Here is a 26,226-nt window from a genome sequence, read left to right as displayed (position 1 = left end):
GGACGGAGTCTGGGGGAGGGTCCGGGGGCGGAGCCCCCGAAGCGGGGTCCGGGGGCGGAGCCCCCGGGAAACGGAGAAAGGGCGGGGCGGGGAGCGGCTCCGCGCAGCGGCACCCGCACCCGGCCGCCCCCGGCCCCGCCCCCGCCACCCCACCCGCCCCAAGCCAAGGGCTCTACCCTGAACCCATGAACAGCAACCGCGGTCCGGCCCCCCGGGGCCAGGTCACAGGCCTGCCCGACTGGGACCGCTGCGCGGTCATGGGCGTCGTCAACGTCACCCCCGACTCCTTCTCCGACGGCGGCCGCTGGTTCGACACCACCGCCGCCGTCAAACGCGGCCTCGACCTCGCCGCCCAGGGCGCCGACCTCATCGACGTCGGCGGCGAGTCCACCCGCCCCGGCGCCTCCCGCGTCGACGAGGAGGAGGAGCTGCGCCGGGTCGTCCCGGTCGTGCGCGGCCTCGCCTCCGAGGGCGTCACCGTCTCCGTCGACACCATGCGCGCCTCCGTCGCCGCCCGGGCCGTCGCCGCCGGCGCCCTCCTGGTCAACGACGTCAGCGGCGGACTCGCCGACCCCGGGATGATCCCCGCCGTCGCCGCGGCCGAGGTCCCCTTCGTGGTGATGCACTGGCGCGGCTTCAGCGACGGCATGAACCGGCTCGCCGTCTACGACGACGTGCTCGCCGAGGTCACCGCCGAGCTCCGGGCCCGCATCGACGCGGTCGTGGCCGGCGGGATCTCCCCCGGGCGGCTCGTCGTCGACCCCGGACTCGGCTTCGCCAAGAACGCCGAGCACGACCTCGCCCTCGTGGCCCGCCTGCCCGAGCTGCGCGCCCTCGGCTTCCCGCTGCTCGTCGCCGCCTCGCGGAAGCGTTTCCTCGGCCGGGTCCTGGCCGGCGGCTCCGAGGCCGCACCGCCGCCGGCCCGCGAGCGCGACGCCGCCACCGCCGCCGTCTCCGCCATCGCCGCCCACCAGGGCGCCTGGGCCGTTCGGGTCCACGAGGTACGGGCGACCGCCGACGCGGTTCGGGTGGCCCGGGCCGTGGAAGGAGCGCTGTGACCACCGACCGAGAAGGAGCCCTGTGAGCAGAACCGACATCGAAGCGGTCGAAGAGGTCAACACGGCCTTCTACGAGGCCATGGAGCGGGGGGACTTCGACTCACTGTCGGCGCTCTGGCTCGAGGACGAGATCTCCTGCGTGCACCCGGGCTGGCCGGTGCTCTCGGGCCGCGGCGAGGTACTGCGCTCGTACGCCCTGATCATGTCCCACACCGACTACATCCAGTTCTTCCTCACCGACACCAAGGTGGCCGTGATCGGCGACACCGCCCTGGTGACGTGCACCGAGAACATCCTCAGCGGCGGACCCGCCGAGGACGGCGGGGAACTCGGCCCGCTCGTCGGCCAGCTGGTCGTCGCCACGAATGTGTTCCGACGCACATCCGAGGGCTGGCGCCTCTGGTCCCACCACGGTTCACCGGTGCTCACGGAGTCCGACGAGGACGACGAGGAGGACGCGTCCTGACCCCACCGGCGGGGCCAGGGGTATTTCGCAGGTAAATTCGAAGACGGACGACGCCGACCGCACTCGGCGTAGGCCCATGGCCCCGGGGAGTCCCGGGACCGGAAGAACCTACGAAAGCAGGAGTGATTCGCGTGGATCGTGTCGCGCTGCGCGGCCTCAAGGCTCGCGGGCACCACGGCGTCTTCCCCCGGGAGCGCGAAGAGGGCCAGACCTTCATCGTCGACCTGGTGCTCCACCTCGACACCCGCCCCGCGGCGGCCGGAGACGACCTGGCGAAGACCGTGCACTACGGGGTCGTCGCCGAGGAGGTCGTCGACGTGGTCCAGGGCGAGCCCGTCGACCTGATCGAGACCCTGGCCGAGCGGATCGCCCAGCAGTGCCTCAAGCACGAAGCGGTGGCACAGGTGGAGGTCGTCGTCCACAAGCCCGACGCGCCCATCACCGTCCCCTTCGACGACGTGACCATCACGATCACCCGGAGCCGCGCATGAACAACGGACTGAACGCACAGAGCGACCCCACCGTCCAGCCGGTACCCGCCTCGGTCGTCGAGACCGTCGACGCGGCGGACACCACGCTCTCCAACCCGAAATGGGCCGTGATCGCGCTCGGCGCGAACCTCGGCAACCGGCTGGAGACCCTCCAGGGCGCCATCGACGCCCTGGGCGACACCCCGGGCCTGCGGGTCAAGGCCGTCTCCCCGGTCTACGAGACCGAGCCGTGGGGCGTCGACCCCGGCTCGCAGCCCGCGTACTTCAACGCGGTCGTCAAGGTGCGCACCACGCTGCCCCCGTCCTCGCTCCTGGAGCGCGGCCACGCCATCGAGGAGGCCTTCGACCGCGTCCGCGAGGAGCGCTGGGGCCCCCGCACGATCGACGTCGACATCGTCTCGTACGCCGACGTGGTGTCCGAGGACCCGGTCCTCACCCTGCCGCACCCGCGCGCCCACCAGCGCGCCTTCGTGCTGGCCCCGTGGCACGACATCGACCCCGAGGCCCGGATCCCGGGCCACGGAGGCGTCAGCGCGCTCCTGGCCGGAATCGGCCTGACCGGCATCACGCCGCGCCCCGACCTGGAACTCCGCCTGCCTGAGTAGTCGTTACCCTGTGGACTGCTGACGGATGGCGCAGAAAGCGGGGATCTGGCAAGTGAAGCAACTGAGGCCGGCGGTCCTGGCGGGCATCTTCGCCGTCTCCGGGGTCCTGTCCTGGGCGGGTGCACGTCTGTGGAACGCGTACGGCACGCTGCCGGGCGTTCCGCTGGCCGCTCCCATCGTCCTGGGCGTCATCGCGGCGGTCCTCCTCGCCACGGCACTGTCGATGCGCTCCCGTCTCAAGGCCCAGCGCGAGCGGCGGCCGGAGGCCAAGGGCGTGGAGCCGCTGATGGCGGCCCGCGCGGTGGTCTTCGGCCAGGCCAGTGCGCTGGTCGCGGCCCTGGCCGCGGGGGCCTACGGCGGCGTCGGCGTCTTCCTGCTGACCGAGGCCCTCGACGTGCCCGCCCGCCGCGACCAGGCCTGGTACGCCGGCTTCTCGGTCCTGGCGGGCGCGGCGGTCATCGCCGCGGCCCTGTTCCTGGAGCACGTCCTGAAGCTTCCGGAGGACGACGACACCCCGGAGGCCCCGGCCCGGGCCTGAGCGGCCCGTACGGACGCCGTCGGCCCGGCCGACGGCCGTCACCCCTGTTCGCCCCGTCAGCGCGCCATGATGAGGCTCATGGCCTCGTTGCGGGTCGCGGGGTCCCGCAGCTGGCCGCGGACGGCCGAGGTGATGGTCTTGGCGCCGGGCTTGCGGACCCCGCGCATGGTCATGCACATGTGCTCGCACTCGATGACCACGATGACCCCGCGCGGCTCCAGAATCTCCATCAGAGAGTCCGCTATCTGCGTGGTCAGCCGCTCCTGCACCTGCGGGCGGCGGGCGAACACGTCCACGAGGCGGGCCAGCTTCGACAGGCCGGTGATCTTGCCGTCGGTGGACGGGATGTAGCCGACGTGCGCGACACCGTGGAAGGGCACGAGGTGGTGCTCGCAGTTCGACATGACCTCGATGTCCTTCACCAGGACCATCTCGTCGTGGCCCAGGTCGAACGTCGTGGTCAGGACCTCTTCAGGCCTCTGGTAGAGCCCGGCGAATATCTCCTTGTACGCCCGGGCCACGCGCGCCGGGGTCTCCAGCAGGCCTTCGCGGTCCGGGTCCTCGCCGACCGCGATCAGGAGCTCACGGACCGCCGCCTCGGCGCGCTTCTCGTCGAACACGCCGATCGTGCCCTCGTCGCCGGTCAGGGTCACTGGGTCCGTCATTGCTTCCTCGTTCCTGTGAAAGTGCCGCGCCCCCCAGGCTAGAACCTGGGGGGCGCGGCTTCCATTCCGGGTGGATCAGGCTTCGGGGCGGTCCTCGGGGGCCACCTCGATGCCCTTCTCCGTGGAGACCGGCGTGACGGCCGTGGCCGACGTGCCGTTCGCCGAGTTCGTCAGCTGGAGCTCCTTGGGCGAGAGCACCGGCGGACGGGTGGAGGGGGTGCGGCGGGAGGAGCCGGTCCACGCGGGGCGGGCCGGACGCTTCACGATCGTCGAGAAGATCTCGGCGATCTGCTCCTTGTTCAGCGTCTCCTTCTCCAGCAGCGCGAGGACCAGGTTGTCGAGGACGTCCCGGTTCTCGACGAGGATCTCCCAGGCCTCGTTGTGCGCGGTCTCGATGAGCTTCTTGACCTCTTCGTCGACCAGCGCCGCGACCTCTTCCGAGTAGTCCCGCGGGTGCGACATCTCGCGGCCCAGGAACGGCTCGGTGTTGTCGCCGCCGAACTTGATCGCGCCGAGGCGCTCGGTCATGCCGTACTGGGTGACCATCGCGCGGGCCGTCGCCGTGGCCTTCTCGATGTCGTTCGCCGCGCCCGTGGTCGGGTCGTGGAAGACCAGCTCCTCGGCCGCGCGCCCGCCCAGCATGTACGCGAGCTGGTCGAGCATCTCGTTGCGCGTGGTCGAGTACTTGTCCTCGTCGGGCAGGACCATGGTGTAGCCCAGTGCCCGGCCGCGGGACAGGATCGTGATCTTGTGGACCGGGTCGGAGTTCGGGGAGGCCGCCGCGACCAGGGCGTGTCCGCCCTCGTGGTACGCGGTGATCTTCTTCTCCCGGTCCGACATGATCCGGGTCCGCTTCTGCGGGCCCGCCACGACGCGGTCGATCGCCTCGTCCAGCGAGTGGTTGTCGATCAGCTTCTTGTCCGAGCGGGCCGTGAGCAGCGCGGCCTCGTTCAGGACGTTGGAGAGATCGGCACCGGTGAAGCCGGGCGTGCGCCGGGCGACCGCGCCCAGGTCGACGTCCGGGGCGACCGGCTTGCCCTTCTGGTGGACCTTGAGGATCTCCAGACGGCCCTGCATGTCCGGACGGTCGACCGCGATCTGCCGGTCGAAGCGGCCGGGGCGCAGGAGCGCCGGGTCGAGGATGTCGGGACGGTTCGTGGCGGCGATCAGGATGACCCCGCCCTTCACGTCGAAGCCGTCCATCTCGACCAGCAGCTGGTTGAGGGTCTGCTCGCGCTCGTCGTGACCGCCGCCGAGGCCCGCACCGCGGTGCCGGCCGACGGCGTCGATCTCGTCGACGAAGACGATCGCCGGGGCGTTGGCCTTGGCCTGCTCGAACAGGTCGCGGACACGCGAGGCACCGACACCGACGAACATCTCGACGAAGTCGGAACCGGAGATCGAGTAGAAGGGGACACCGGCCTCGCCCGCGACGGCGCGCGCGAGCAGGGTCTTACCGGTGCCGGGCGGGCCGTACAGCAGCACGCCCTTGGGGATCTTGGCGCCGACGGCCTGGAACTTCGCCGGCTCCTGGAGGAACTCCTTGATCTCGTGGAGTTCCTCGACGGCCTCGTCCGAGCCCGCGACATCGGCGAACGTGGTCTTCGGGGTGTCCTTGGTGATGAGCTTGGCCTTGGACTTCCCGAAGTTCATGACCCGGGAGCCGCCGCCCTGCATCTGGTTCATCAGGAACAGGAAGACAACGACGATGAGGACGAAGGGCAGGAGCGAGAGCAGCACGCTCAGGAACGGGCTGGTCTTGTCCGGCGTGACGGAGTAGCCGTCCGGGATCTGACCGGCTTCGTACTTGGTCTGGAGGTTCTGGGCGAGCTGTACGCCCTGATCCCCGATGTAGTTGGCCTGGAACTTGGTGCCGTCGTGCTTGCCGAGCTTCTGGCCGTCTCTCAGCTCGATCTTGATCATCTGGCTGTCGCCGGTGGTCAGCTTGGCTGTCTCCACCTGGCCACTGTTGATCGCCTTGATGACCTCGCTGGTGTCCACCGACTTGTAGCCGCCGCCGGAGCCGACGACATTCATCAACACGACCACGGCGAGGACGGCCAGCACGATCCACATGACCGGCCCACGGAAGTATCGCTTCACGTCCATCCATACGGGGCGCAGAGCACCCCGTCCCTCCTGCCCGTAGGTAAATGCTGCTGTGAGTAAAGACTGTTCTTCGGAATGTACCCCTGTATTGTCACCCGCGGCCTCGTGGGACGGCTGACAGACCCGCCTTCCCCTGCTCCAACGGCGGAAATCGCCCCCAGGTTCCCCGAAGCTTCCGGGAACGCCCCGGGGGCGGCGGCGGGAGCGGGGTCAGCCGCCGTAGACGTGCGGGGCGAGCGTGCCGACGAACGGCAGGTTGCGGTACTTCTCCGCGTAGTCGAGGCCGTAGCCGACGACGAACTCGTTCGGGATGTCGAACCCGACCCACTTCACGTCGATGGCGACCTTCGCGGCGTCGGGCTTGCGCAGCAGCGTGACGACCTCGAGGGAGGCCGGCTGGCGCGAGCCCAGGTTCGACAGCAGCCAGGACAGCGTGAGGCCGGAGTCGATGATGTCCTCGACGATCAGGACGTGCTTGTCCTTGATGTCGGTGTCCAGGTCCTTGAGGATCCGCACCACGCCGGAGGACTGGGTCCCGGCGCCGTACGAGGACACCGCCATCCAGTCCATGGTGAGCGGGGTGGACAAGGCGCGCGCCAGGTCCGCCATCACCATCACGGCGCCCTTGAGCACACCGACGATGAGCAGGTCCTTGCCCGCGTACTCCGCGTCGATCTTCGCGGCCAGCTCGGCCAGCTTCGCGTCGATCTCTTCCTTGGTGATGAGCACCGACTGGAGGTCGTTGCCCATGTCCTTCTCGTCCACCCGCATCACTTTCGTTGTCGGCCGGGGCTCCGGGGGTGTCCCCGGAGGACTCAGCCGTGTTTCAGCACCAATCAGCCCTGCCGGATGACAAGTCTGCCACCCTGCCGCTGGGCCTCGACCCGGCCGGGCAGGTTGATGGCGCCCTGACCGCGCCATCCGGTGATGAGGCGGTCGACTTCCTCGATGTGGCGGGCGAAGAGGGAGCCCGCGGGGGAGCCGGCGGCGACCACGGCCCTGCGCAGCACCCGGCGGCGGACGGCCGGGGGCAGGGCGTAGAGCTTGGCGCACTCCAGACGGCCGTCCTCGTCCCGCACGCCGGTCTCCGCCTCGGCGGCCCAGGCGTCCAGCGCGTCGGCGTCGTCGCGGGAGAGCTGGGCGGTGCGGGCCAGCGCCTCGACGACCCCCTTGCCCAGCGCCTTCTCCAGGGCGGGCAGTCCCTCGTGGCGCAGGCGGGAGCGGGTGTAGGCGGGGTCGATGTTGTGCGGGTCGTCCCAGACGGGGAGGGACTGGACCATGCAGGCCTTGCGGGCGGTCTGCCGGTCGACCTGGAGGAAGGGGCGGCGGTAGCGGTGGCTGCGGCCGGGGCCGCCGCTGACTTCCGCCATACCGGACAGCGAGCGGATGCCGGAGCCGCGGGCGAGGCCCAGCAGGACGGTTTCGGCTTGATCGTCCCGGGTGTGGCCGAGCAGCACGGCGGACGCGCCCAGCCGGTCGGCGGCCGCGTCCAGGGCGCCGTAGCGGGCGTCGCGGGCCGCGGCCTCGGGACCGCCGTCGCGGCCGACGCGCACGGCGATGGACTCCACCGGGTCGAGGCCGAGGGCGGTCATGCGGATGACGACCTCGGCGGCGCGGAGGTCGGAGCCGGGCTGCAGTCCGTGGTCGACGGTGATGCCGCCGGCCCGGATGCCGAGCTTGGGCGCCTCGAAGGCCAGGGCGGAGGCGAGCGCCATGGAATCGGCCCCGCCGGAGCAGGCGACGAGGACGAGTGGCCGGGTCCCGGTCGCCGTGCGGGGGCGGGTGCGGGTGCCGGGGCGCCCGCCGGACGGAATCCGGGGGACGTCGGTGAGGTCGGTGAGGACGTCGTGGAGTGCGCGGCGGACCGCCAGGCGTATCGCCGCGACCGCAGGATGGGGACCCATGTCCGGTGCCCTTCGATGGAGTTCGGATGCCTCGGAGGCTTCGGGGTGTGGAGCGTCGGGGGTGGTGCGTCGGGGGCGCCGGGGGGCGGCCCCCGCGGGGCGGGTATGTCACTCAGAGTGCGTCGATGGTGACAGAGCCGAGCCGTTCCCCGAGCATCGCACGCCCTTCCACGGCCCACGGTCCCTCGGACGGGTGATGCTGCTTCCCCCAACGAGACATGTTTACGCCCCCTGCGTCACGCCTCTTCGCTCTCTTCGCTCCCCTTGCGGTGGACGCGTGCCACCCACTCCGCCGGCCTGGCGATCTCGGACTTCGTCGGCAATGTGTTCGGGGAGGTCCAGACCCGGTTGAAGCCGTCCATGCCGACCTGCTCGACGACGGCGCGCACGAACCGCTCGCCGTCGCGGTACTGGCGCAGCTTGGCGTCGAGGCCGAGGAGCTTGCGCAGCGCGGCGTCGAGCCGGCCGGCGCCGCTGGCCCGGCGCTGCTGGAACTTCTCGCGGATCTCGGCGACCGAGGGCACCACCTGGGGGCCGACCCCGTCCATGACGAAGTCGGCGTGGCCCTCCAGCAGGGACATGACGGCGGTGAGCCGACCCAGCACCTCGCGCTGCTCGGGGGTCTGCACGATCTCGACGAGGGAGCGGCCCTCTTCGCCCCGCTCGGCGTCGGGCCGGGCGCCCGAGAAGGACTGGGCGGCCTCGCGCAGGCGCTCCAGGACGGTCACCGGGTCCACTTCGGTGGCGCCGAGGAACGTCTGGATTTCGCCCTCGAGGTGGTCGCGGAGCCACGGGACGGCCGTGAACTGGGTACGGTGCGTCTCCTCGTGCAGGCAGACCCACAGCCGGAAGTCGTGCGGGTGCACCTCCAGCTCGCGCTCGACGTGCACGATGTTCGGGGCGACGAGCAGCAGCCGGCCGCCGCCCGTGCCGGAGCCGGGCAGGTCGCGGGTGACCGGCGCGAAGGTCTCGTACTGGCCGAGGACCCGGGAGGCCAGGAAGCTCAGCAGCATGCCCAGCTCGACGCCGGTGACCTTGCCGCCGACCGCGCCGAGGACGGCCGCTCCGGGGGTGCCCGCGCGGCGGTCCTGCATCTTGCCGAGGAGCGGCTGGAGCAGCTCGCGGAAGCCGGCCACGTTGGCCTTGACCCAGCCGGCCCGGTCGACGACCAGGACGGGGGTGTCGTTGACGGGTGTCCCGTCCGGGATCATCCGGGTGAACTCGCGCACGTGCCGTTCCGAGGTCCTGGCGTGTCCCCGCAGCTCCGCGACGACGGCCCGGGCCTCGTCCCGGCTGACCTCCGGGCCGGGCCGCACCAGCCGGGTCGCGGTCGCCACCGCGAGGTTCCAGTCGACCATCTCCGCACCACCGATGCTCGTCATGCGTCAACCGTACGTGGACCGGGCCGCGTACGGACCCCCTACGGCGCGGCCGCGACCGCCGCGGCCAGCTTGTCGAGGCCCTTCTCGGCGGTCGGGCCGTCCGCGCTGCCCGAGGTCAGGAAGGCGAAGGCCAGGAGTCGGCCGGAGCGGTCGACGACGGTGCCGGCCAGGGAGTTCACGCCGGTCAGGGTGCCCGTCTTGGCGCGGATCAGGCCGGCGGCCGGTGAGCCGCCGGAGTTGCGGGTGCGCAGGGTGCCGGTGAATCCGGCGACGGGCAGGCCCGTGAGGACGGGCCGCAGCTCGGGCCGCTGCGGGTCGGCGGCCTTGGCGAGCAGGTCCGTCAGCAGGCCGGTGCTGACCTTGTCGGCGCGGTTCAGCCCGCTGCCGTCGGCGAAGCGGGAACCGGAGACGTCGACGCCGAGGGCGGCCAGCCGGGCGGTGACGGCCTTCTCGCCGCCCTCGAAGCTGGCGGGTCGGCCGGAGGCGAGGGCGGTCTGCCGGGCGAGGGCCTCGGCGATGTCGTTGTCGCTGTTGGTCAGCATCCGCTCGACCAGTCCGGCCAGCGGCGTGGAGTGGGTGGCCGCCAGCGGCTGGGCGCCGTCGGGCGCCTTGGCCCGGGCGGGAGCGCCGGTGACCTTGACCCCGCGCTCGGTGAGCAGGGCGGCGAAGGCGCGGGCCGCGACCCCGGAGGGGTCGCCGGTGCGTTCCACGGGCCCGGAGGTGGAGTCGTCGGGGCGGCCCTCGTCGGCCGTCAGTGCGGTGACGGGCGCGAGGTTGGGGTTGTCGCCGATCGGGTGGCGGACGGGGCCGGTGTAGAGGCTGTCGTCGTAGCCCAGGCTCACGCTGTCGGTGCCGGCCGCCTTGAGGGCCTGGGCGGTGTCGGCGGCGAGGGCGACGAGGCTGCCGCCGGATCCGGCGGGGCTCTTCTTCTTGGCGGTGAGCGAGGGGTCGCCGCCGCCGACGAGGATCACCTGCCCGGGGGCGGCGCCGGGCACGACGGCGGTCCGGATCCGGTGCTCGGGCCCCAGGGCGGCCAGCGCCGCCGCCGCGGTGGCGATCTTGATGGTGGAGGCGGGGGTCATCGCGTCCCGCGCCCCGGACTCGTACAGCACCTGCCCGGTGGCGGTGTCGACGACGGAGCCGGTACGGACAGTGCCGAGCGCCGGGTCGGCGAGCAGCGGGCGCAGCGCCGCGGCGAGGCCCTCGGGGGCGGCGGCGGCCTGGCGCGGGGCGCCGGGGCCGATCGCCCCGAGCACCCCGGGGGCGCTGGGAGCGGCCTGCGGGAAGGTGCCGGAGGCGGGCCCGCCACCGTGATCTGCGCCACCCGTGAGGCTCCAGGAGGCGACCCTGTCCCGCTCGGCCTTACGCTGGCCGGAGTCCCACGGACCGGAGGCGGTCACCGCTGCCACCGACAGGGCGAGGCCGGCGACGGCCGAGCCCGCGATGAGCTGCCACGTCTTGGTCAATGGCACCTCGGACCAGCCCCTTTCGCGATCACACATATGCGTGAGGGACACTTAACCACTGCGTCTTGCCGCGAGCATGGCACCCCACCCGGCTGGGGGTATCTCCCAGCGGTGGCTGGGGGAGGCTGGGCGGGACGCGCGCGTATTTGAATCAAATGCCGTCTGGAAGCGATTCAGACTGCTGAAGCTGATCATGGAGGAGCAGGACGTGGAGTTCGACGTCACCATCGAGATCCCCAAGGGTTCGCGGAACAAGTACGAGGTGGACCACGAGACCGGCCGGATCCGTCTGGACCGTCGCCTCTTCACCTCGACCAGCTACCCGGCCGACTACGGCTTCGTCGAGAACACCCTCGGCGAGGACGGCGACCCGCTGGACGCGCTGGTCATCCTTGACGAGCCGACCTTCCCGGGCTGCCTGATCAAGTGCCGCGCCATCGGCATGTTCCGCATGACGGACGAGGCGGGCGGCGACGACAAGCTGCTCTGCGTGCCGGCCTCCGACCCGCGTGTCGAGCACCTGCGCGACATCCACCACGTCTCCGAGTTCGACCGCCTGGAGATCCAGCACTTCTTCGAGGTCTACAAGGACCTGGAGCCGGGCAAGTCGGTCGAGGGCGCGAACTGGGTGGGCCGCACCGAGGCCGAGGCCGAGATCGAGGCCTCGTACAAGCGCCTCGAGGCGCAGGGCGGCCACCACTAGGCTCCGCCGGTGAGCGAGGCCGGTGGAGGCTCCCTCCCCCGGCCCCTCGGGCTCGACAGCGGGCGGCATCCCCTCACGGGGGTGCCGCCCGCTGTCGCGTCCGGGGCCGGGCTGCCCGGTCCCCCGGTGCGTAGCCCCGGGGAACGGGGGCAGGGCGGGTAGGGGGATCACCCCGTGGGGCGCGGCTTCGGCAGACGGCCTCGTCAGGGGCTCGGCGTCGCCGGGGAGGAAACGGTTCCGCATACTGATACGGCAGGTGATCACGGAGCTGGAGGGCGCGTGGCGGAAGGCGATGGGGCGGAGGACCGCAAGCCCCAGTCCGACGAGGCGCACAGCGCCTTCACACCGCCGCCCGGGATGGAGCCCGAGGCCGCGGAGGACGATCAGCCCACTTCGGAGTTCGCGCTTCCGGCGGGGGCGGAGCCGGTGCAGCCCGAGCCGGAGGGCTCGGCCTTCGCGACCCCGGCCACCTACAGCGCCGCGCACTCCCCGCTCGCCTACACCCCCGGCCAGGGCTTCCCCGTCGCCCGGATGAAGGAGTCCCCCTGGCAGGACCGGATGCGCACGATGCTGCGCATGCCGGTGGACGTGCGGCCCGTACCGGACCTCGTGCAGCGGACGGCCGAGACCGGCCCCGCCGTGGGCCGCGTGCTCGACCTGACCCTGCGCATCGGGGAGCTGCTGCTCGCCGGCGGCGAGGGCGCCGAGGACGTCGAGGCCGCCATGTTCGCGGTGGCCCGCTCCTACGGGCTGGACCGATGCGAGCCCACGGTCACCTTCACCATGCTGTCGATCACCCACCAGCCGTCGCTGGTGGACGACCCGGTGTCGGCGAACCGGACCGTGCGCCGCCGCGGCACCGACTACAACCGGCTCTCCGCCGTCTTCCGGCTGGTGGACGACATCAGCGCCCACGAGATCGACGTCTCGCTGGAGGAGGCCTACCGCCGCCTCGCCGAGATCCGCCGCAACCGCCACCCGTACCCGGGCTGGATGCTCACGGCCGCCGCCGGACTGCTCGCCGGCGCGGCTTCCACCCTGGTCGGCGGCGGGGTGCTGGTCTTCATCGCGGCGTCCCTCGGAGCGGTCCTCGGCGACCGGCTGGCCTGGCTGTGCGCCGGGCGCGGGCTGCCGGAGTTCTACCAGTTCGTGGTCGCCGCGATGCCGCCGGCCGCCATCGGGGTGGCGCTCAACATGACGGGGATCGACGTCAAGGCCTCCGCGGTGATCACCGGCGGGCTCTTCGCCCTGCTGCCCGGGCGGGCCCTGGTCGCGGCGGTGCAGGACGGGCTGACCGGCTACTACATCACCGCCTCCGCCCGGCTGCTGGAGGTCATGTACCTCTTCATCGGCATCATCATGGGCGTGCTGGTCGTGCTCTACGTCGGCCTGCAGTTCGACTCCTCGCCGCGGCCGGAGGAGGTCCTGGAGATCCACCAGCGGCCGCTGATCCAGATCGCCGCCTCGATGGTGCTGGTGTTCACCTTCGCGGTCCTGCTCCAGCAGGAGCGGTCCACCGTGTGGATCGTGACGCTGAACGGCGCAGTGGCGTGGGTGACCTTCGGGGCCCTGCACTACGCGGGCGAGATCCCGCCCGTGCCGTCCACCGCCATCGCCGCCGGGCTGGTCGGCCTGTTCGGGCAGCTGTTCTCCCGCTACCGCTTCGCCTCCGCGCTGCCGTACACGACCGCGGCCATCGGGCCGCTGCTGCCCGGTTCGGCGACGTACTACGGGCTGCTGCTGATCGCGGAGAACCGGTTGAACGAGGGGCTCGGCTCGCTCGTGAACGCCGCGGCCATCGCCCTGGCCATCGCGATCGGCGTCAACCTGGGCTCGGAGGCCTCGCGCCTGTTCATGCGGATCCCGGGGGCGGCCAGCGCCGCCAAGCGCCGCGCCGCCAAGCGGACCCGCGGCTTCTGAGGGGGCACGCGTACGCCCCGGGACCCTCGCGGGGGTTCCGGGGCGTACGGCCGCTGCGGGCGGCCTCAGACGGCGCCTAGCGCTTCGCGTGGCGGCCGCGCTGGCCCGGGGCCTGGCCCTCGGCCTCGACCGGGGCCTGGGCGGCCGCGGCCTTGCTCTCCTTGCGCGCCTTCAGCACCTCGAAGACCACCGGGATGACCGAGATCAGGACGATGCCCACCAGGATCGGCTCGACGTTCGTCTTGATGAACTCGATCTGGCCGAGCCAGTAGCCGGCGACCGTGACGCCCGCGCCCCAGCCGATGCCGCCGATGATGTTGTAGGTCAGGAAGGTGCGGTACTTCATCGAGCCGGCGCCCGCGACCATCGGCGCGAAGGTCCGGATGATCGGCACGAAGCGGGCCAGCACGATGGCCTTGGGGCCGTGCCGGTCCATGAACTCGTGCGCCTTGTCGAGGTTCTCCCGCTTGAAGAGCTTGGAGTTCGGGCGGTTGAACAGCTTGGGCCCGAAGAACTTGCCGATCATGTAGCCGACCTGGTCACCGATGATCGCGGCGGCCACGATCAGCGTGCAGACCAGCCACAGCGGCTGCTTGATGTACTGGCCGTCCGCCACCAGCAGACCCGCGGTGAACAGCAGCGAGTCACCGGGCAGGAACGCGAAGAGTCCCGACTCCGCGAAGACGATGACCAGGATGCCGATCAGTCCGAAGTGCGAGATCAGATAGTCCGGGGACAGCCACTCAGGGCCGAGCGCAATCGTGTACACGGGTTCCGGACTCTCCTGGATCGGGGGGCGTGCCGGGGGCAGCAGGCGGGTGCGGGCAAGGTAAAGGCAGTCTCAATTATCAACGCACACGACCCCCTCCCGGTTCCAGGCACCGGAGGGGGTCGAGTGCGTGACGTTCCGGCTACGCCCTGCGCACGGCGTTGGCCAGGATCGCGTCGCGCAGGTGCTCGGCGAGGCCGGGCCGCAGGGCGTCGTAGAACGCCTTGAAGCGCTCGTCCGCGACGTACATCTCACCCAGGCAGGTGTGCATCTCGTACGGGCAGTCGTAGAACCAGGTGGTGATGTGGAGCCGGTGCTCCTCGGCCAGGTCCATCGCCCGCTCGCCCTCGGCGGGCTCGCCGGCCTCCACGAGGGCCGCGTAGCGGCTGCCCCACTCGGCGGACTGGTCCTGGATCCGCTGCCAGTCGTCCTTCGTGTACGAGGCGGCCCGGCGCTGCGACTCGGCGTAGGCCTCCGTGCCGCCCCACCGCTCCCGCACTTCCTCCTCGTACTGCTCGGGGTCGTGCTCCCCGAAGACCTCGAACTTCTCCTCGGGCGTGAGGTTGATGCCCATCTTCTTCGCCTCCATGGCGTGCTCAACGGCCTTGGCCATCTGCTGGAGCCGGGCGATCCGGTCGGTCAGCAGGGCGTGCTGCCGGCGCAGATGCTCCCGCGGATCCGATTCCGGGTCGTCCAGCAGGACCGCGACCTCGTCGAGGGGGAAGCCGAGCTCCCGGTAGAACAGGATCCGCTGCAGCCGGTCCAGGTCGGCGTCGTCGTAGCGACGGTGACCCGCAGGGCTGCGGCCGCTCGGCGAGAGCAGACCGATCTCGTCGTAGTGGTGCAGGGTGCGCACCGTCACTCCGGCGAATCCGGCGACCTGGCCCACGGAGTAGCCCATGTCCGCTTCCCTCCTCGTTCCGGTTGGGTACGCCCTTCACTGTGGGTCCTCACGCCGCGTGAGGTGCAAGTCCGCCCGGCGGACTACTTGCTCAGCCCCCGGAAGCGGCGCACCGCCAGCGGGAAGAAGACCGCCAGCAGCAGGAGCGGCCAGCCGACGGCCAGCAGGCCGGCGTGCTCGAAGGCCCAGGACGGCGAGGCCTGGGCGGAGGCCGCCGCCGGGTTGCCGAACAGGTCGCGGACCGCCGTCGCCGTCGCCGACATCGGGTTCCACTCGACCACCGCCCCCAGCCAGCCCGGCATGGACTGCGGGGTGGCGAAGGCGTTGGACAGGAAGCCCACCGGCCACACCAGGATCTGCACCGCCTGGACCAGCTCCGGCCGGCCCGCGACCATGCCCAGGTGGATCCCGATCCACAGCATCGCGAACCGCAGCAGCAGGAGCAACGCGAAGGCCGCCAGCGCCGCCGCGGCCGAGCCGTGCCAGCGCCAGCCGAGCAGCAGCCCGACCCCCGCCAGGACGACGAGCCCCACCGCCGACTGGATCATGTCCGCGACACTGCGGCCGACCAGGACCGCCGAGGAGGACATCGGCATGGCCCGGAACCGGTCGATGACCCCCTTCTCCAGGTCCCGGGTGACCGCCGTCATCGTCGCCTCCAGCCCGAAGGCCATGGTCAGCGCGAACATGCCCGGCACCAGGAACTCGACGTACTCCCCGTCGATCCCGCGGCCGCCGCCCACCAGGAAGCCGAACATCAGCAGCAGCATCACCGGGAAGACGAGTCCGACGACCACCTGCACCGGCTGCCGCGCCCAGTGCGCCAGCTCGCGCCGGGTCATCGTCCAGGAGTCCGAGACCGCCCAGGCCGCACTCATGCCGCCACGCCCTCTCGGTCGGACCGGTCCGTCAGGTGCAGGAAGACCTCGTCCAGCGTGGGCCGCCGGACCGCGAGGTCCTCCGCTTCGATGCCGGCGCCCTCCAGCGCCCGCAGGGTCAGGGCCAGGCCCGCCATCCTGTCCTCCACCGGGAAGCTCAGCGTCGAGGCCCCGGGGTCCACCGAGGGGTCCGGGAGCAGGGCCGCGGCCTCGGCCAGCCGCGCCGGGTCCCGCAGGACGACGACGATCCGGTCCGCCCCGACCAGGGCCTTCAGCTCGTCCGCCGTGCCCTCCCGGGCCACCCGGCCCGCGTCGACCAGCGCGATGCGGTCGGCGAGCTGGTCGGCCTCCTCCAGGTACTGCGTGGTCAGCAGGACGGTGGTGCCGCCGCCGACCAGGGAGCGGACCGCGCTCCACACCTCGGCGCGGCCGCGCGGGTCGAGTCCGGTGGTCGGCTCGTCCAGGAAGAGCACCTCCGGGTCCGTGATCAGGGACGCCGCGAGGTCGAGGCGGCGGCGCATGCCGCCGCTGTACTTCTTCACCGGCTTGCGGCCGGTGTCCGAGAGGCCGAAGCGCTCGAGCAGCTCGTCCGCCCTCGGCCCGGCGCGCCGCGCGCCCAGGTGGTGGAGGCGGCCGAACATCTCCAGGTTCTGCCGCCCGTCCAGTTCCTCGTCGAGCGCCGCGTGCTGGCCGAGCAGCCCGATGCGGGAGCGGACGGCCGCCGCGTCGGTCCGTACGTCGTGGCCCGCCACCCGCACCACGCCCTCGTCGGGGCGCAGCAGCGTGCTCATGATCCGCACGGCCGTGGTCTTGCCGGCCCCGTTGGGGCCGAGCACCGCGTGGACGGTTCCGCGGGCCACCTCCAGGTCGAGCCCGGCCAGGGCGTGCTTGTCGCCGTACCGCTTGTGGACACCTTCGAGGGAGATCGCCAACGCGACCGACTCCTTACTAGTCAAACTTGAATAGCAACCTGCAAGGTAGTGCCCCGCCCAAGGGCTAGTCAAACTTGATTACGCGTGATGTTCCGAAAGGCGCGTGCCTACGGGCAGGGCGGGGCGGACTGCGCGTACGGGTTCTCCTCGCCGTCCGCCAGGACGCCCACGAACGGCTCGCCGCCCTCGCCCGCGAAGGAGTACGCGCCGCTCTCGATCCGGGCGATCAGGCCCCGCGTCCACTGCGCCTCGGCGTCCGCGGAATGGACCCACATGTGCATGATCTCGCCGATGTGCCCCAGCTGCTCGGGCCCGGCCTCCGGCGTGTAGTAGTCCGTCACCGCCGACCGCCAGCCCGCCAGCTTCGACAGCCGCTCGCCGAGCAGCTCCAGGACCTCGGCCCGCGGCAGATCGACCATGAAGCCGATCGCCGCGGACAGCACGTCCGTCTTCTGGTCGTACGCCGCCAAGGCCTCGCGCAGCAGCCTGAAGTACTCCGCGCGCCCCGCGTCCGTGACCTCGTACTCGGTGCGCGGCGGTCCGCCGGCGGCGCTGGGCGCCACCTCGTGCGCGTGCAGGACGCCCTGCTTCGCCATCTGCTTCAGCGCGTGGTAGATCGACCCGGGCTTGGTGTTGGACCACTCGTGCGCGCCCCAGTACTCGAGGTCGTTGCGCACCTGGTATCCGTGCGCCCGCCCGTGCTGGCGGACGGCACCGAGGACGAGAAGCCGGATCGCTGACATGGGGCCAGGCTACTCAGTCCCCCTCAGCCCATGGCCTTGGTGCCGTCGATGCTCTCGCGGACGATGTCCGCGTGGCCCGCGTGCCGGGCGTACTCCTCCACCAGGTGCAACAGCAGCCAGCGCATCGAGACCTTGGCGTCCTGGGGGAACCAGGGCGCCGGAGGCAGCGGGAACGCCTCGTCGAGGCTGGGCAGGGCCAGGACGAAGGCCTCCAGCTCCTTGGAGACCCCGTCCCAGAAGGCCAGCACGGCGGGGATGGACTCGCCGTCGGTCAGGTGGAAGGCCTCGCCCCAGTCGGCCTCGGTGCGCTGCCGCTCGTTGGGCTGCTGCTGGGCCAGCCGCAGCCAGTTGAGCTCGACCTCGGCCGCGTGCTTGAGCAGCCCGGACAGGGACAGCTCGCTGGCACTGGGGCGGCTCGCGGCCTGCTCCTCGCTCAGCCCGAGCACCGAGGCGCGCAGGGCCGCGCGCTGGGCCTCGACGAAGGCGAGGAGCGTGCCGCGCTCGTCGCCGGGGATCTCGGTGGAAGCCTGAGCCATGGTCCTACCGCCTTCTGTGGGGTGCCTCTCCTGCTGACAAGAACCACGCTACGCAGCCTTGCGGTCAGCTTCTGTCCTCGATCGGCTGCGTCACGGGGCGGGTACCTCGTCCGGCTTGAGCACGGGCAGGGCGGTCGCCGGCTTCGGCAGCAGCGCCTTGGAGAGGTCCTGCCTGCCCGTCGGGTCTAGCCCGTACATCGCCTCGTAGATCTTGCGGACCGCCGGTCCCGAGGCACCCGAGCCGGTGCCGCCCTGGGAGATCGTCATCACGATCGTGTAGTCCTCGGTGTAGGAGGCGAACCACGAGGTGGTCTGCTTGCCCTGGACCTCGGCGGTGCCGGTCTTGGCGTGCATCGGGATCTGCTTCTGCGGCCAGCCGCCGAACCGCCAGGCGGCGCTGCCCGAGGTGGCCACCCCGGCGAGGGCCTCGTCGATGTTGGCGCGGGTCTTGGCGTCCATCGGGAGCTTGCCCTGCTCCTTGGGCGCGATCTCCTGGACCGACGCGCCGTCGGCGCTGACGACCGCCTTGCCGACGCTGGGCTGGTGCAGGGTGCCGCCGTTGGCGATGGCCGCGTAGACGGAGGCCATCTGGACCGGGGTGACGAGTGTGTCGCCCTGGCCGATCGAGTAGTTGATCGCGTCGCCCTCACGCAGCTGGTTGCCCTGGCGGCAGTTCTCGTAGGCGATCTTCTCGGCGAAGCTGCCGTTCTTCTTGCCGTCCCGGCACCAGGCGTCCTTGTTCGCGTCGAAGAAGTCCTGCTTCCACTTCCGGTCGGGGACCCGGCCGGGAACCTCGTTCGGCAGGTCGATGCCGGTGCGCTTGCCCAGGCCGAACTCGTGGGCCGTCTTGAGGAACCAGTCGTTCGGGTTCTTCTTCGGGTTGATCCCGCCGTCCTTCTTCCACTCCTGGTCCGCGAGCAGGTAGTAGACGATGTCGCAGGAGACCTCCAGGGCGCGGCCGATCGTGATGTCGCCGTGGCCCTGCGACTCGAAGTTCGTGAAGGTCTGGCTGCCGACCGAGTACGAGCTGGGGCAGGGGTAGCGGCTGTTGAACGGGTACCCGGCGTTGACCGCCGCGGTCGAGGTGACCACCTTGAAGATCGAGCCCGGCGCCGCCTGGCCCTGGATCGCCCGGTTCAGCAGCGGGTAGTTCGACTCCTTGTCGGTGAGCGACGCGTAGTCCTTGGCGGAGATGCCGCCCACCCAGGCGTTCGGGTCGTAGGTCGGGTTCGAGGCCATCGCGACGATCCGGCCCGTCTTGGACTCCATGACCACGACCGCGCCCGAGTCGGCCTCGTAGTTCCTGCGGGTGTTCTTGTCGTAGACGTCGCGGGCGTCGGTCATCGCGTTGTTCAGCTCGCGCTCGGCCACCGCCTGGACCCGGGCGTCGATCGAGGTCACGACGTTCGACCCGGGCTGCGCCTTGTCGGTCCCGCCCTGGCCGATGACCCGGCCGAGGTTGTCGACCTCGTAGCGGGTGATGCCCGCCTTGCCGCGCAGCTCCTTGTCGTACGTGCGCTCCAGGCCGGAGCGGCCGACCTGGTCGGAGCGCAGGTAGGGCGAGTCGGAGTTCTTCGCCTTGGCGATCTCCTCGTCGGTGACCGGCGAGAGGTAGCCGAGCACCTGGGAGGTGTTGGCCTGGTCGGGCGCGGCGTAGCGGCGCATCGCGGTGGGCTCCGCGGTGATGCCGGGGAAGTCCTCCGCGTGCTCGTGGATCTGGAGCGCCTGCTCGGTGGTGGCCTCGTCGCTGACCGGGATCGGCTGGTAGGGCGAGCCGTTCCAGCAGGGCTGGGGGGTCTTGGAGTCGCAGAGCCGGACCTTGTCGACGACCTCCTGGGGGTCCATGCCGAGGACGCCCGCGAGGCGCGTGAGCACGGCCTTGCCGCGGTCCTTCATGGTCAGCAGCTCGGTGCGGTTGGCGGACACCACCAGGTGGGTCGCGTTGTCGGCGAGCGGCACCCCGCGCGAGTCCAGGATCGAGCCGCGCACGGCGGGCTGGACCACCCGCTGGACGTGGTTGTTCTTGGCCTCGTCGGTGTACTCCTGGCCATTGCGTATCTGGAGGTACCAGAGCCGTCCGCCCAGGGTGAGCAGCAGTGAGAAGACCACGATCTGGATGACGACGAGCCGGTTCTGGACCCGAGGGGTCCGGCCGGTCTCGGGTATGTTGCTCAACTTGCACTCCCCCGGGCGGCTCCACTACGCCCGGTCGAGTCTAGGACCTCTCGGGTGTCAGAACGGGAATCGGCTGCGACCGTGCTGCACCGAGATCCACTTCTGGGTGGTGAAGGCCTCCACGGTGGCCTCCCCGTTGAGGCGGCCCAGGCCCGAGGCCTTCTCCCCGCCGAAGGCGGCCAGCGGCTCGTCCCCGATCGTGGAGTCGTTGACGTGGATCATCCCCGTCTCGATCCGCTGCGCGAAGCGGACGCCGCGCTCCACGTCCCGGGTGTGCACGGCCCCGCTCAGTCCGTACGGGGTGGCGTTGGTCAGCCGGACGGCCTCGTCCTCGCCGTCGAAGACCACCAGCAGGGCCACCGGGCCGAAGATCTCCTGGCCCATCAGCGGGGAGTCCTCGGGGAGGCCGGTGAGCACGGTCGGCTCCACCAGGTTGCCGCGCGTAGACCCCCGTACGAGCGCCGTCGCGCCGGATTCCACGGCCTGGTCCACCAGCGCGGTCAGCGCGTCGGCCTGGAAGGAGTTGATCAGCGGGCCGATGTGGGTGTCGGCCTCGTGCGGGTCGCCCGTCTTCAGGGCGCGCACGCGGGCGGTGAACTTCTCGGTGAACTCCTCCGCGACGGAGGCGTCGACCAGGATGCGGTTGGCGGCCATGCAGACCTGGCCCTGGTAGACGAAGCGGCTGAAGACGGCCGCGTCCACCGCGTAGTCGAGGTCGGCGTCGTCGAGGACGACGAGCGCGCTGTTGCCGCTGAGCTCCAGGACGGTGCGCTTGAAGTGGCGGGCGGCGACGGCCCCGACGTGCCGGCCGACCCGGTCCGAGCCGGCGAAGGAGATGACCTTGGGGACGGGGTGGGTCAGGAGCGCGTCGCCGATCTCGGCGATGTCGGTGACCAGCACGTTCAGCAGCCCGGCCGGCAGCCCCGCGTCCTCGAAGATCTTGGCGATGACCCCGCCGCCGACCACGGGCGCGTTCTGGTTCGGCTTGATCACCACCGCGTTGCCCAGCGCGAGCGCCGGGGCGACCGACTTCAGGGTGACCAGGAAGGGGAAGTTGAAGGGGCTGATCACGGTGATCACGCCGACCGGGAGCCTCTGGACCCGGTTCTCCTTGCCCTCGACGGGCGAGCACAGGATCCGGCCCTCGGGGCGGACGGCGAGCTGCATCGCCTCGCGCATGAACTCCTGGGCGAGGCGGATCTCGTACTCGGCCTTGGGACGGGTCCCGCCGAGCTCGTCGATCATCGCCTCGACGATCTCCTTCTCGCGCTCCTCGGTGATCCGCAGGGCGCGCTCCAGGACCGCGCGTCTGGTGTACGGGCTGGTGGCGGCCCACTCCCGCTGGGCGCGCTCGGCGCCGCGGTAGGCCTGGTCCACCTGCTCGACGGTGGCCACCGTGATGGCCGCGAGCTTCTCCCCGTTGTAGGGGTTGACGTCGATGATGTCCCACGAACCGGTACCGGCCAGCCATTCGCCGTCGATGTACTGGTGAGCCAGGTCGCTGAATATGGACATGCCATCCCTTACTGCGAGCGCGCACCCGTGCGCTGCACCGGAGACCGATCGGTCGTCATGCACTGATCAGGAGTCATAGTACGTTCGAATCAAGACAGTTGGAGCAGACCGCGCAGAAGATCCCGGGTCCGGTCCGCGTCGGGGCAATCGGCCTGGAGCCGCTCCATCGCCCGCCCGTACTGCCCCACTTCCTCGTCCTTGTCCAGGTAGAGGGCACTGGTGAGCTGTTCCAGATAGACGATGTCCTGGAGGTCGGACTCGGGGAAGCGCAGCAGGGTGAAGGCTCCGCTCTCGCCCGCGTGGCCGCCGAAGGAGAAGGGCATCACCTGGAGCTGCACGTTGGGCCGCTGGGAGACCTCGATGAGGTGCTCCAGCTGGCCGCGCATGACGTCGCGGTCGCCGTACGGGCGGCGCAGGGCGGCCTCGTCGAGCACGGCGTGGAAGACCGGGGCGTTCTCGGAGACGAGGACCTTCTGGCGCTCCAGGCGCAGCGCGACGCGGCGGTCGATCTCGGCGGCGGTGGCACCGGGCATGCCGCGGCTGACGACGGCGTGGGCGTAGGCCTCGGTCTGCAACAGGCCGTGGACGAACTGGACTTCATAGATCCGGATGAGCGAGGCGGCGCCCTCCAGCCCGATGTAGGTCTGGAACCAGCCGGGCAGCACGTCGCCGTAACTGTGCCACCAGCCCGTCGCGTTGGCCTCGCGGACCAGGCCCAGCAGGGACTCGCGCTCGGCGTTGTCCGTGACCCCGTAGAGCGTGAGGAGGTCCTCCACGTCTCTGGCCTTGAAGCTCACCCTTCCCAACTCCAAGCGGCTGATCTTCGATTCGGATGCGCGGATCGAGTAGCCGGCCGCCTCACGGGTGATGCCGCGGGATTCTCGGAGTCGCCTGAGCTGTGAGCCCAGGAGGATGCGGCGCACCACCGAACCGCTCGCTTCTGCGGTCACGAGTACTGCCCTCCCCATCGCAATTGGCATGCGTGCGCGTCGAGGGGCCCCCGCACCCCAGGGCCCGCAGTCTGCCACCAAAACGCATCGGCCCGTACTCGTTCTGTAACGGAATCCCGGCTCCCGGAAAAGAAGTCCGTAAGGATGCGTAGGAAGAAATGAGCAAGAACCATCACGGGAGTGGACAGGTCCGGCGCGTGCACGTGCATCTGCCCTTGCATCCGGCTCGCCCATTCGGAACGATGGTCCCCGCGCACCTGCGTGCACTTCGCGCCGGCGCCGGACCCACCCCGCAGTTCTCTTTGGACGAGGCCGCCGCCCCGTCCGCGAATCCCGGGAGTGCCTCGCATGGGGACGAATGGATCGACCATGCTCGAGCCGTTACGGCAGGGGCTTCCCCCGGTCGATCCCACGGCTGTGTCCGGGTCCGCGTCCTGCGCTCTGCCCGCCCGCCTCGAAGCGGTCCGGGGGGCACGTTCCTTCTGCCGTTCCACGCTGACGCAATGGGGTCTCGACGAGCGGTTCGACGATGTCGCGCTGGTCGTCTCCGAGCTCGTCACCAACGCGCTGCGCCATGCCCTGCCCGAGGAGCCGCGCGGCGCGGGCGGCGAGGCGGAGCCGGCGGTGCGGCTGCACCTGATGCGGTGGAGCACCCGGCTGGTGTGCGCGGTGCGCGACCCCAGCGAGGACCGGCCCGGGGGTTCCTTCTCCCCCGAGCGGACGGAGGAGAACTGCGACCTGGAGTCCGGGCGCGGGCTGTTCCTGGTGGACTCCTACAGCGACAGCTGGGGCTGGCACCCGCTCGCGGGCCGGCTCACCGGCAAGGTGGTCTGGGCGCTGTTCCTGCTCCACGACTGAGCGGGAACCACCCCCCTCGACAAGACAACTGGCCGGGACTGATCTCAGTGATCATTCCCGGCCAGTGCACGTGCATGGCGTGAAGAGGTGCGCCGTTCCGTCAGCGGATCATCCGATCATCAGCCGATGAGGTGATCGAACTCGCCGTCCTTGACGCCCAGGAGCAGGGCCTCTATCTCGGCCGGCGTGTAGACGAGCGCCGGGCCGTCCGGAAAGCGTGAATTGCGCATGGCGACATCGCCGCCGGGCAGTCTCGCGAACTCCACGCAGGATCCCTGCGAGTTGCTGTGTCTGCTCTTCTGCCAGGTCAGCTCAAACAAGGAAGCGAGTTCTGCAGCTGCCATCCCGTTGTACGCGTGGTCCACAGGAAGCCCCCGATAGTGCAGATGTCAACTGCACCGGATCATAGCTGTGTTCATTGGCGCATGCATGGGCAGATGCACGTGCACGCGCGGTGCTTCCCTGATCACAGAGCGGTCCGGCCGGAGCCCGGCCTCAGGGGCGCAGGGCCCGCGACACCTCGTCCAGCGACTCCAGGAGCTGCTCGCCGGCCTCCCGGACCGGCCCCGGCCCGGGACCGTCCCCGCCCGCCAGCACCGCCCTGACCTCCTCCCACTCCGGGACGCGGCGCTCGCGCACCGCCTTGGCGCCCGTCTCGGTGGCGGTCCGCACCGCCTGCGCCAGGACGGCCGCGCCGGGCACCGGCTCGTGCGCCCGGTCGGGGAGATGGGCCTCCAGGAGCATGGCGCCGCGGCCCAGCGCGGCCACGGCGCCGCCCGCGCCGTCGGCGGCCGCGCGGGACAGCCCCCGGTGGCGCACCGGCTCGCCCGCGGCTCGGTCCAGGGCCTCCTGCCAGGCGACCCGGGCGTCGCGGGCGGCCAGCAGGGCCTCCCGTACGTCGGCGCGGCGGGCCCCGGCCGGGTCGGCGTACTGGTGGAGCACGGCGGCCGCGTACCGTCCGTCGGCGGCGATCCAGTCCGCGAGGCGGGTCCGCAGCCGCGGGGTCTCCCAGGCCGGGTAGAGGGCGTAGCCGATCATCGCGAGCAGTCCGCCGACCAGGGTGAGGGCGACCCGGTCCGGCACGGTCTGGTCCCAGCGGACCCCGCCCATGCCGAGCAGGAAGACGACGTAGGCGGAGACGAACACCTGCGAGACGGCGTACCCGGTGCGCATGAGGACGTACATCAGGCCCGCGCTGAGCACGGCGAGGAAGCCGGACAGGTACATGCCGGGCTGGGCGAGCTGCACGATGCCGGTGGCGACGGCCACGCCCACGAGGGTGCCGCCGAAGCGGGCCACGGCGCGCGAGTAGGTCTGCGTGAAGTCCGGGCGCATGACCATCACGGAGGCCATCGGGGCCCAGTAGGCGTGCCCGAGCGGCAGCGCGCGGCCGATCACCAGGCCCGCGCAGGCCACGGCGGTCAGGCGCAGGGCGTGGCGCAGGACCGGGGAGCCGGGGCGCAGTTCGGCGCGCACGGCCCGCAGGACCAGCGGCACCAGCCCCGGCAGGCTGGGCCGGAGCATCGACTCGCCGGGATCGGCGGTGCGGCCCGTCCCGGGCTCGGCCGTCTCCAGTACGTCGTCCAGCAGGGCGGCGAGCCGGCGCGCGGCCCGCAGCGGCGCGCCGGACAGCAGGTCCGCCGTGTCGGGGGACTTCAAGGCCGCCAGGGCCGGCGCGGGGAGGCGTACCGGGTCCCCGTGCCGGATCGCCCGCGCGGCGGCGTCCAGCACCGTCGCCGCGGCGGCGAGCAGTTCGCGGACCCGGTCGCGGGCCGGGCCCTCGGCGGGGGCCCCGACCGCCGGATCGGCGAGCGAGGCCAGCACGGGCCGGATCCGCTCCGCGAGCCCGCGCGCGCCGTGCAGTTCGGCGGGGCGCCGGCGGGCCTGGCGCACCGTCACGGCGGCGGCGTCCCGGGCCCTCATCAGGGGCTGGGGGTCGAAGGGTGCGAGGGGGTCCTGGCGCAGGCGCCGCGCGTAGTCGGCCTCGGCGGCGAGCGCGTCGGCGAGGGCGTCGCGCTGGGCGCCCCAGCGGCGGACCGGGAACAGCACGATGAGCAGCGCCTGGACGACCCCGCCGGCGGCGATCATCGCGGCGTGCCCGGCGGCCTGCGGCACGGAGGTGGGCAGGGTGACGGTGACGAGCATGATCGCGACGTTGCCGGAGGCGATGATCCCGGCGGTGGGGCCGGCCGCCCACATCAGGCCCGCGAGGAAGGTCCAGACGGCGAGCAGGGCGAGGAAGAGCGCGATGTGCGAGGAGCCGACGAGGTAGCCGACGAACGTGGAGACGGCCAGGGTGAGGCCCGCCGCGAGGGCGAGGACGGGGCGCGGGCGCCAGCTCTTCTGGAAGGTGGCGATGGCCGCCATGAAGGCGCCGAAGGCGGAACTGGCCGCCGAGCCCGGGCCGAGGAGGGCGAGTCCCGCGGCGACGACGATGGCGAGCCCGGCGGTGGCGCGCAGGGCGACGAGCGGCTCCAGGCGGGCCCGCTCGACCGTCATGCCGGCCCGGGCGGTGTCCTTCAGCGCCCGAAGCCAACTCATGACGCCGAGCGTACCGTTTTGCCCTGCTCTGCCCCCGCCCAACCCGTCCGCCGGGGCCGGCCGGGGGCCCGGAGTACGGGCCGGCCCGGGCCCGGGGCCGTCGGGGGCGCAGCCCCCTCCC

Annotated in this window: 24 protein-coding genes and 1 pseudogene; 8 read left to right on the top strand and 17 right to left on the bottom strand. The window is 71.6% G+C overall.

Annotation, left to right across the window (positions count from 1 at the left end; translation table 11 throughout):
- Positions 1-185 precede the first annotated feature (185 nt).
- The 5 genes from folP (at position 186) to AB0D66_RS24970 (ending at position 3,158) form a co-directional block, all read left to right on the top strand.
- Positions 186-1,058 (top strand): dihydropteroate synthase, encoded by an 873-nt coding sequence (gene folP, locus AB0D66_RS24990; RefSeq protein WP_362307574.1) that lies wholly within the window; start codon positions 186-188, stop codon positions 1,056-1,058.
- A 22-nt stretch (positions 1,059-1,080) separates the two neighbouring features.
- The gene (locus tag AB0D66_RS24985; RefSeq protein WP_361759846.1) at positions 1,081-1,524 is read left to right on the top strand and encodes a nuclear transport factor 2 family protein; all 444 of its coding nucleotides are present in this window, start codon (positions 1,081-1,083) and stop codon (positions 1,522-1,524) included.
- A 131-nt stretch (positions 1,525-1,655) separates the two neighbouring features.
- Positions 1,656-2,015 (top strand): dihydroneopterin aldolase, encoded by a 360-nt coding sequence (gene folB / locus AB0D66_RS24980; RefSeq protein ID WP_030010912.1) that lies wholly within the window; start codon positions 1,656-1,658, stop codon positions 2,013-2,015.
- Positions 2,012-2,620, top strand: a complete 609-nt coding sequence (gene folK, locus AB0D66_RS24975; RefSeq protein ID WP_362307571.1) for a 2-amino-4-hydroxy-6-hydroxymethyldihydropteridine diphosphokinase — start codon at positions 2,012-2,014, stop codon at positions 2,618-2,620. Before folB ends, folK begins: the two co-directional genes overlap by 4 nt.
- A gap of 52 nt (positions 2,621-2,672) precedes the next feature.
- A complete protein-coding gene (locus AB0D66_RS24970; RefSeq protein WP_069920814.1) occupies positions 2,673-3,158 on the top strand; it encodes a DUF3180 domain-containing protein in 486 nt (161 codons plus the stop codon).
- Positions 3,159-3,214: 56 nt separating this feature from the next.
- On the opposite strand, the gene folE is transcribed toward AB0D66_RS24970, so the two are convergent.
- From folE to dacB, 6 genes are all read right to left on the bottom strand, one after another.
- Complete coding sequence (folE, locus tag AB0D66_RS24965; RefSeq protein ID WP_362307568.1) at positions 3,215-3,823, bottom strand: GTP cyclohydrolase I FolE; 609 nt, start codon at positions 3,821-3,823, stop codon at positions 3,215-3,217.
- A gap of 75 nt (positions 3,824-3,898) precedes the next feature.
- Positions 3,899-5,932, bottom strand: a complete 2,034-nt coding sequence (gene ftsH / locus AB0D66_RS24960; protein ID WP_362307565.1) for an ATP-dependent zinc metalloprotease FtsH — start codon at positions 5,930-5,932, stop codon at positions 3,899-3,901.
- 210 nt (positions 5,933-6,142) lie between these two features.
- Positions 6,143-6,703, bottom strand: a complete 561-nt coding sequence (hpt, locus tag AB0D66_RS24955; RefSeq protein ID WP_243339812.1) for a hypoxanthine phosphoribosyltransferase — start codon at positions 6,701-6,703, stop codon at positions 6,143-6,145.
- 65 nt (positions 6,704-6,768) lie between these two features.
- Positions 6,769-7,836, bottom strand: a complete 1,068-nt coding sequence (gene tilS / locus AB0D66_RS24950) for a tRNA lysidine(34) synthetase TilS (protein WP_362307561.1) — start codon at positions 7,834-7,836, stop codon at positions 6,769-6,771.
- A gap of 236 nt (positions 7,837-8,072) precedes the next feature.
- Complete coding sequence (locus tag AB0D66_RS24945) at positions 8,073-9,218, bottom strand: zinc-dependent metalloprotease (protein ID WP_362307558.1); 1,146 nt, start codon at positions 9,216-9,218, stop codon at positions 8,073-8,075.
- A 38-nt stretch (positions 9,219-9,256) separates the two neighbouring features.
- Positions 9,257-10,690, bottom strand: a complete 1,434-nt coding sequence (gene dacB, locus AB0D66_RS24940; RefSeq protein WP_362307555.1) for a D-alanyl-D-alanine carboxypeptidase/D-alanyl-D-alanine-endopeptidase — start codon at positions 10,688-10,690, stop codon at positions 9,257-9,259.
- Between the two features lie 202 nt (positions 10,691-10,892).
- On the opposite strand from dacB, the gene AB0D66_RS24935 reads away from it, so the two are divergent.
- Together AB0D66_RS24935 and AB0D66_RS24930 are read left to right on the top strand one after the other, a co-directional pair.
- Positions 10,893-11,387, top strand: coding sequence for an inorganic diphosphatase (locus tag AB0D66_RS24935; protein ID WP_008742522.1), 495 nt, complete (start codon positions 10,893-10,895; stop codon positions 11,385-11,387).
- A 279-nt stretch (positions 11,388-11,666) separates the two neighbouring features.
- Entirely contained in the window at positions 11,667-13,307 is a 1,641-nt protein-coding gene (locus tag AB0D66_RS24930) for a threonine/serine exporter family protein (RefSeq protein ID WP_362307552.1), read from the top strand.
- A gap of 76 nt (positions 13,308-13,383) precedes the next feature.
- Here AB0D66_RS24930 and AB0D66_RS24925 read toward each other — a convergent pair whose 3' ends face one another.
- The 9 genes and pseudogenes from AB0D66_RS24925 to AB0D66_RS24885 all read right to left on the bottom strand — a co-directional run bounded on the left by AB0D66_RS24925 (position 13,384) and on the right by AB0D66_RS24885 (position 22,724).
- Positions 13,384-14,076, bottom strand: a complete 693-nt coding sequence (locus tag AB0D66_RS24925; protein WP_362307549.1) for a VTT domain-containing protein — start codon at positions 14,074-14,076, stop codon at positions 13,384-13,386.
- A gap of 142 nt (positions 14,077-14,218) precedes the next feature.
- Positions 14,219-14,977 carry a MerR family transcriptional regulator gene (locus AB0D66_RS24920; protein WP_362307546.1) on the bottom strand — a complete coding sequence of 253 codons (759 nt, stop codon included), beginning with the start codon at positions 14,975-14,977 and terminating at the stop codon, positions 14,219-14,221.
- An 83-nt stretch (positions 14,978-15,060) separates the two neighbouring features.
- A complete protein-coding gene (locus AB0D66_RS24915; RefSeq protein ID WP_362307543.1) occupies positions 15,061-15,855 on the bottom strand; it encodes an ABC transporter permease in 795 nt (264 codons plus the stop codon).
- Positions 15,852-16,787, bottom strand: coding sequence for an ATP-binding cassette domain-containing protein (locus AB0D66_RS24910; RefSeq protein ID WP_362307540.1), 936 nt, complete (start codon positions 16,785-16,787; stop codon positions 15,852-15,854). Before AB0D66_RS24910 ends, AB0D66_RS24915 begins: the two co-directional genes overlap by 4 nt.
- A gap of 107 nt (positions 16,788-16,894) precedes the next feature.
- Positions 16,895-17,530, bottom strand: a complete 636-nt coding sequence (locus AB0D66_RS24905) for a PadR family transcriptional regulator (RefSeq protein WP_362307537.1) — start codon at positions 17,528-17,530, stop codon at positions 16,895-16,897.
- Between the two features lie 23 nt (positions 17,531-17,553).
- Entirely contained in the window at positions 17,554-18,066 is a 513-nt protein-coding gene (locus tag AB0D66_RS24900; RefSeq protein ID WP_362307535.1) for a DinB family protein, read from the bottom strand.
- A gap of 93 nt (positions 18,067-18,159) precedes the next feature.
- Positions 18,160-20,241, bottom strand: a pseudogene (gene mrdA, locus AB0D66_RS24895) (penicillin-binding protein 2); the annotation flags it as partial.
- A gap of 57 nt (positions 20,242-20,298) precedes the next feature.
- A complete protein-coding gene (locus AB0D66_RS24890; RefSeq protein WP_362307531.1) occupies positions 20,299-21,756 on the bottom strand; it encodes an aldehyde dehydrogenase family protein in 1,458 nt (485 codons plus the stop codon).
- Between the two features lie 89 nt (positions 21,757-21,845).
- The gene (locus AB0D66_RS24885; protein WP_362307528.1) at positions 21,846-22,724 is read right to left on the bottom strand and encodes a helix-turn-helix transcriptional regulator; all 879 of its coding nucleotides are present in this window, start codon (positions 22,722-22,724) and stop codon (positions 21,846-21,848) included.
- 330 nt (positions 22,725-23,054) lie between these two features.
- Between AB0D66_RS24885 and AB0D66_RS24880 the strand changes: the two genes are divergently transcribed.
- Entirely contained in the window at positions 23,055-23,564 is a 510-nt protein-coding gene (locus AB0D66_RS24880; protein ID WP_362307525.1) for an ATP-binding protein, read from the top strand.
- A 119-nt stretch (positions 23,565-23,683) separates the two neighbouring features.
- Here the strand turns inward: AB0D66_RS24880 and AB0D66_RS24875 are convergent, their stop codons facing one another.
- A complete protein-coding gene (locus AB0D66_RS24875) occupies positions 23,684-23,929 on the bottom strand; it encodes a DUF397 domain-containing protein (protein ID WP_069920830.1) in 246 nt (81 codons plus the stop codon).
- A gap of 130 nt (positions 23,930-24,059) precedes the next feature.
- Positions 24,060-26,105, bottom strand: a complete 2,046-nt coding sequence (locus AB0D66_RS24870) for an FUSC family protein (RefSeq protein ID WP_362307521.1) — start codon at positions 26,103-26,105, stop codon at positions 24,060-24,062.
- Positions 26,106-26,226: the final 121 nt, after the last annotated feature.

It is taken from the genome of Streptomyces sp. NPDC048270 (assembly GCF_040652335.1).
Taxonomy (GTDB): domain Bacteria; phylum Actinomycetota; class Actinomycetes; order Streptomycetales; family Streptomycetaceae; genus Streptomyces.
The sequence above is the reverse complement of the archived record's forward strand: the minus strand, read 5'-3'. Positions and strand labels throughout refer to the sequence as shown.

What these genes read in the sequence shown, in the direction of transcription:
- AB0D66_RS24870 (WP_362307521.1), bottom strand. Translation starts at nt 26,105, where the DNA reads ATGAGTTGGCTTCGGGCGCTGAAGGACACCGCCCGGGCCGGCATGACG.
- tilS (WP_362307561.1), bottom strand. Translation starts at nt 7,836, where the DNA reads ATGGGTCCCCATCCTGCGGTCGCGGCGATACGCCTGGCGGTCCGCCGC.
- folP (WP_362307574.1), top strand. Translation starts at nt 186, where the DNA reads ATGAACAGCAACCGCGGTCCGGCCCCCCGGGGCCAGGTCACAGGCCTG.
- folK (WP_362307571.1), top strand. Translation starts at nt 2,012, where the DNA reads ATGAACAACGGACTGAACGCACAGAGCGACCCCACCGTCCAGCCGGTA.
- folE (WP_362307568.1), bottom strand. Translation starts at nt 3,823, where the DNA reads ATGACGGACCCAGTGACCCTGACCGGCGACGAGGGCACGATCGGCGTG.
- AB0D66_RS24920 (WP_362307546.1), bottom strand. Translation starts at nt 14,977, where the DNA reads ATGGGCTACTCCGTGGGCCAGGTCGCCGGATTCGCCGGAGTGACGGTG.
- AB0D66_RS24900 (WP_362307535.1), bottom strand. Translation starts at nt 18,066, where the DNA reads ATGGCTCAGGCTTCCACCGAGATCCCCGGCGACGAGCGCGGCACGCTC.
- AB0D66_RS24905 (WP_362307537.1), bottom strand. Translation starts at nt 17,530, where the DNA reads ATGTCAGCGATCCGGCTTCTCGTCCTCGGTGCCGTCCGCCAGCACGGG.
- ftsH (WP_362307565.1), bottom strand. Translation starts at nt 5,932, where the DNA reads ATGGACGTGAAGCGATACTTCCGTGGGCCGGTCATGTGGATCGTGCTG.
- AB0D66_RS24880 (WP_362307525.1), top strand. Translation starts at nt 23,055, where the DNA reads ATGGGGACGAATGGATCGACCATGCTCGAGCCGTTACGGCAGGGGCTT.
- AB0D66_RS24945 (WP_362307558.1), bottom strand. Translation starts at nt 9,218, where the DNA reads ATGACGAGCATCGGTGGTGCGGAGATGGTCGACTGGAACCTCGCGGTG.
- hpt (WP_243339812.1), bottom strand. Translation starts at nt 6,703, where the DNA reads ATGCGGGTGGACGAGAAGGACATGGGCAACGACCTCCAGTCGGTGCTC.
- AB0D66_RS24890 (WP_362307531.1), bottom strand. Translation starts at nt 21,756, where the DNA reads ATGTCCATATTCAGCGACCTGGCTCACCAGTACATCGACGGCGAATGG.
- AB0D66_RS24915 (WP_362307543.1), bottom strand. Translation starts at nt 15,855, where the DNA reads ATGAGTGCGGCCTGGGCGGTCTCGGACTCCTGGACGATGACCCGGCGC.
- AB0D66_RS24885 (WP_362307528.1), bottom strand. Translation starts at nt 22,724, where the DNA reads ATGGGGAGGGCAGTACTCGTGACCGCAGAAGCGAGCGGTTCGGTGGTG.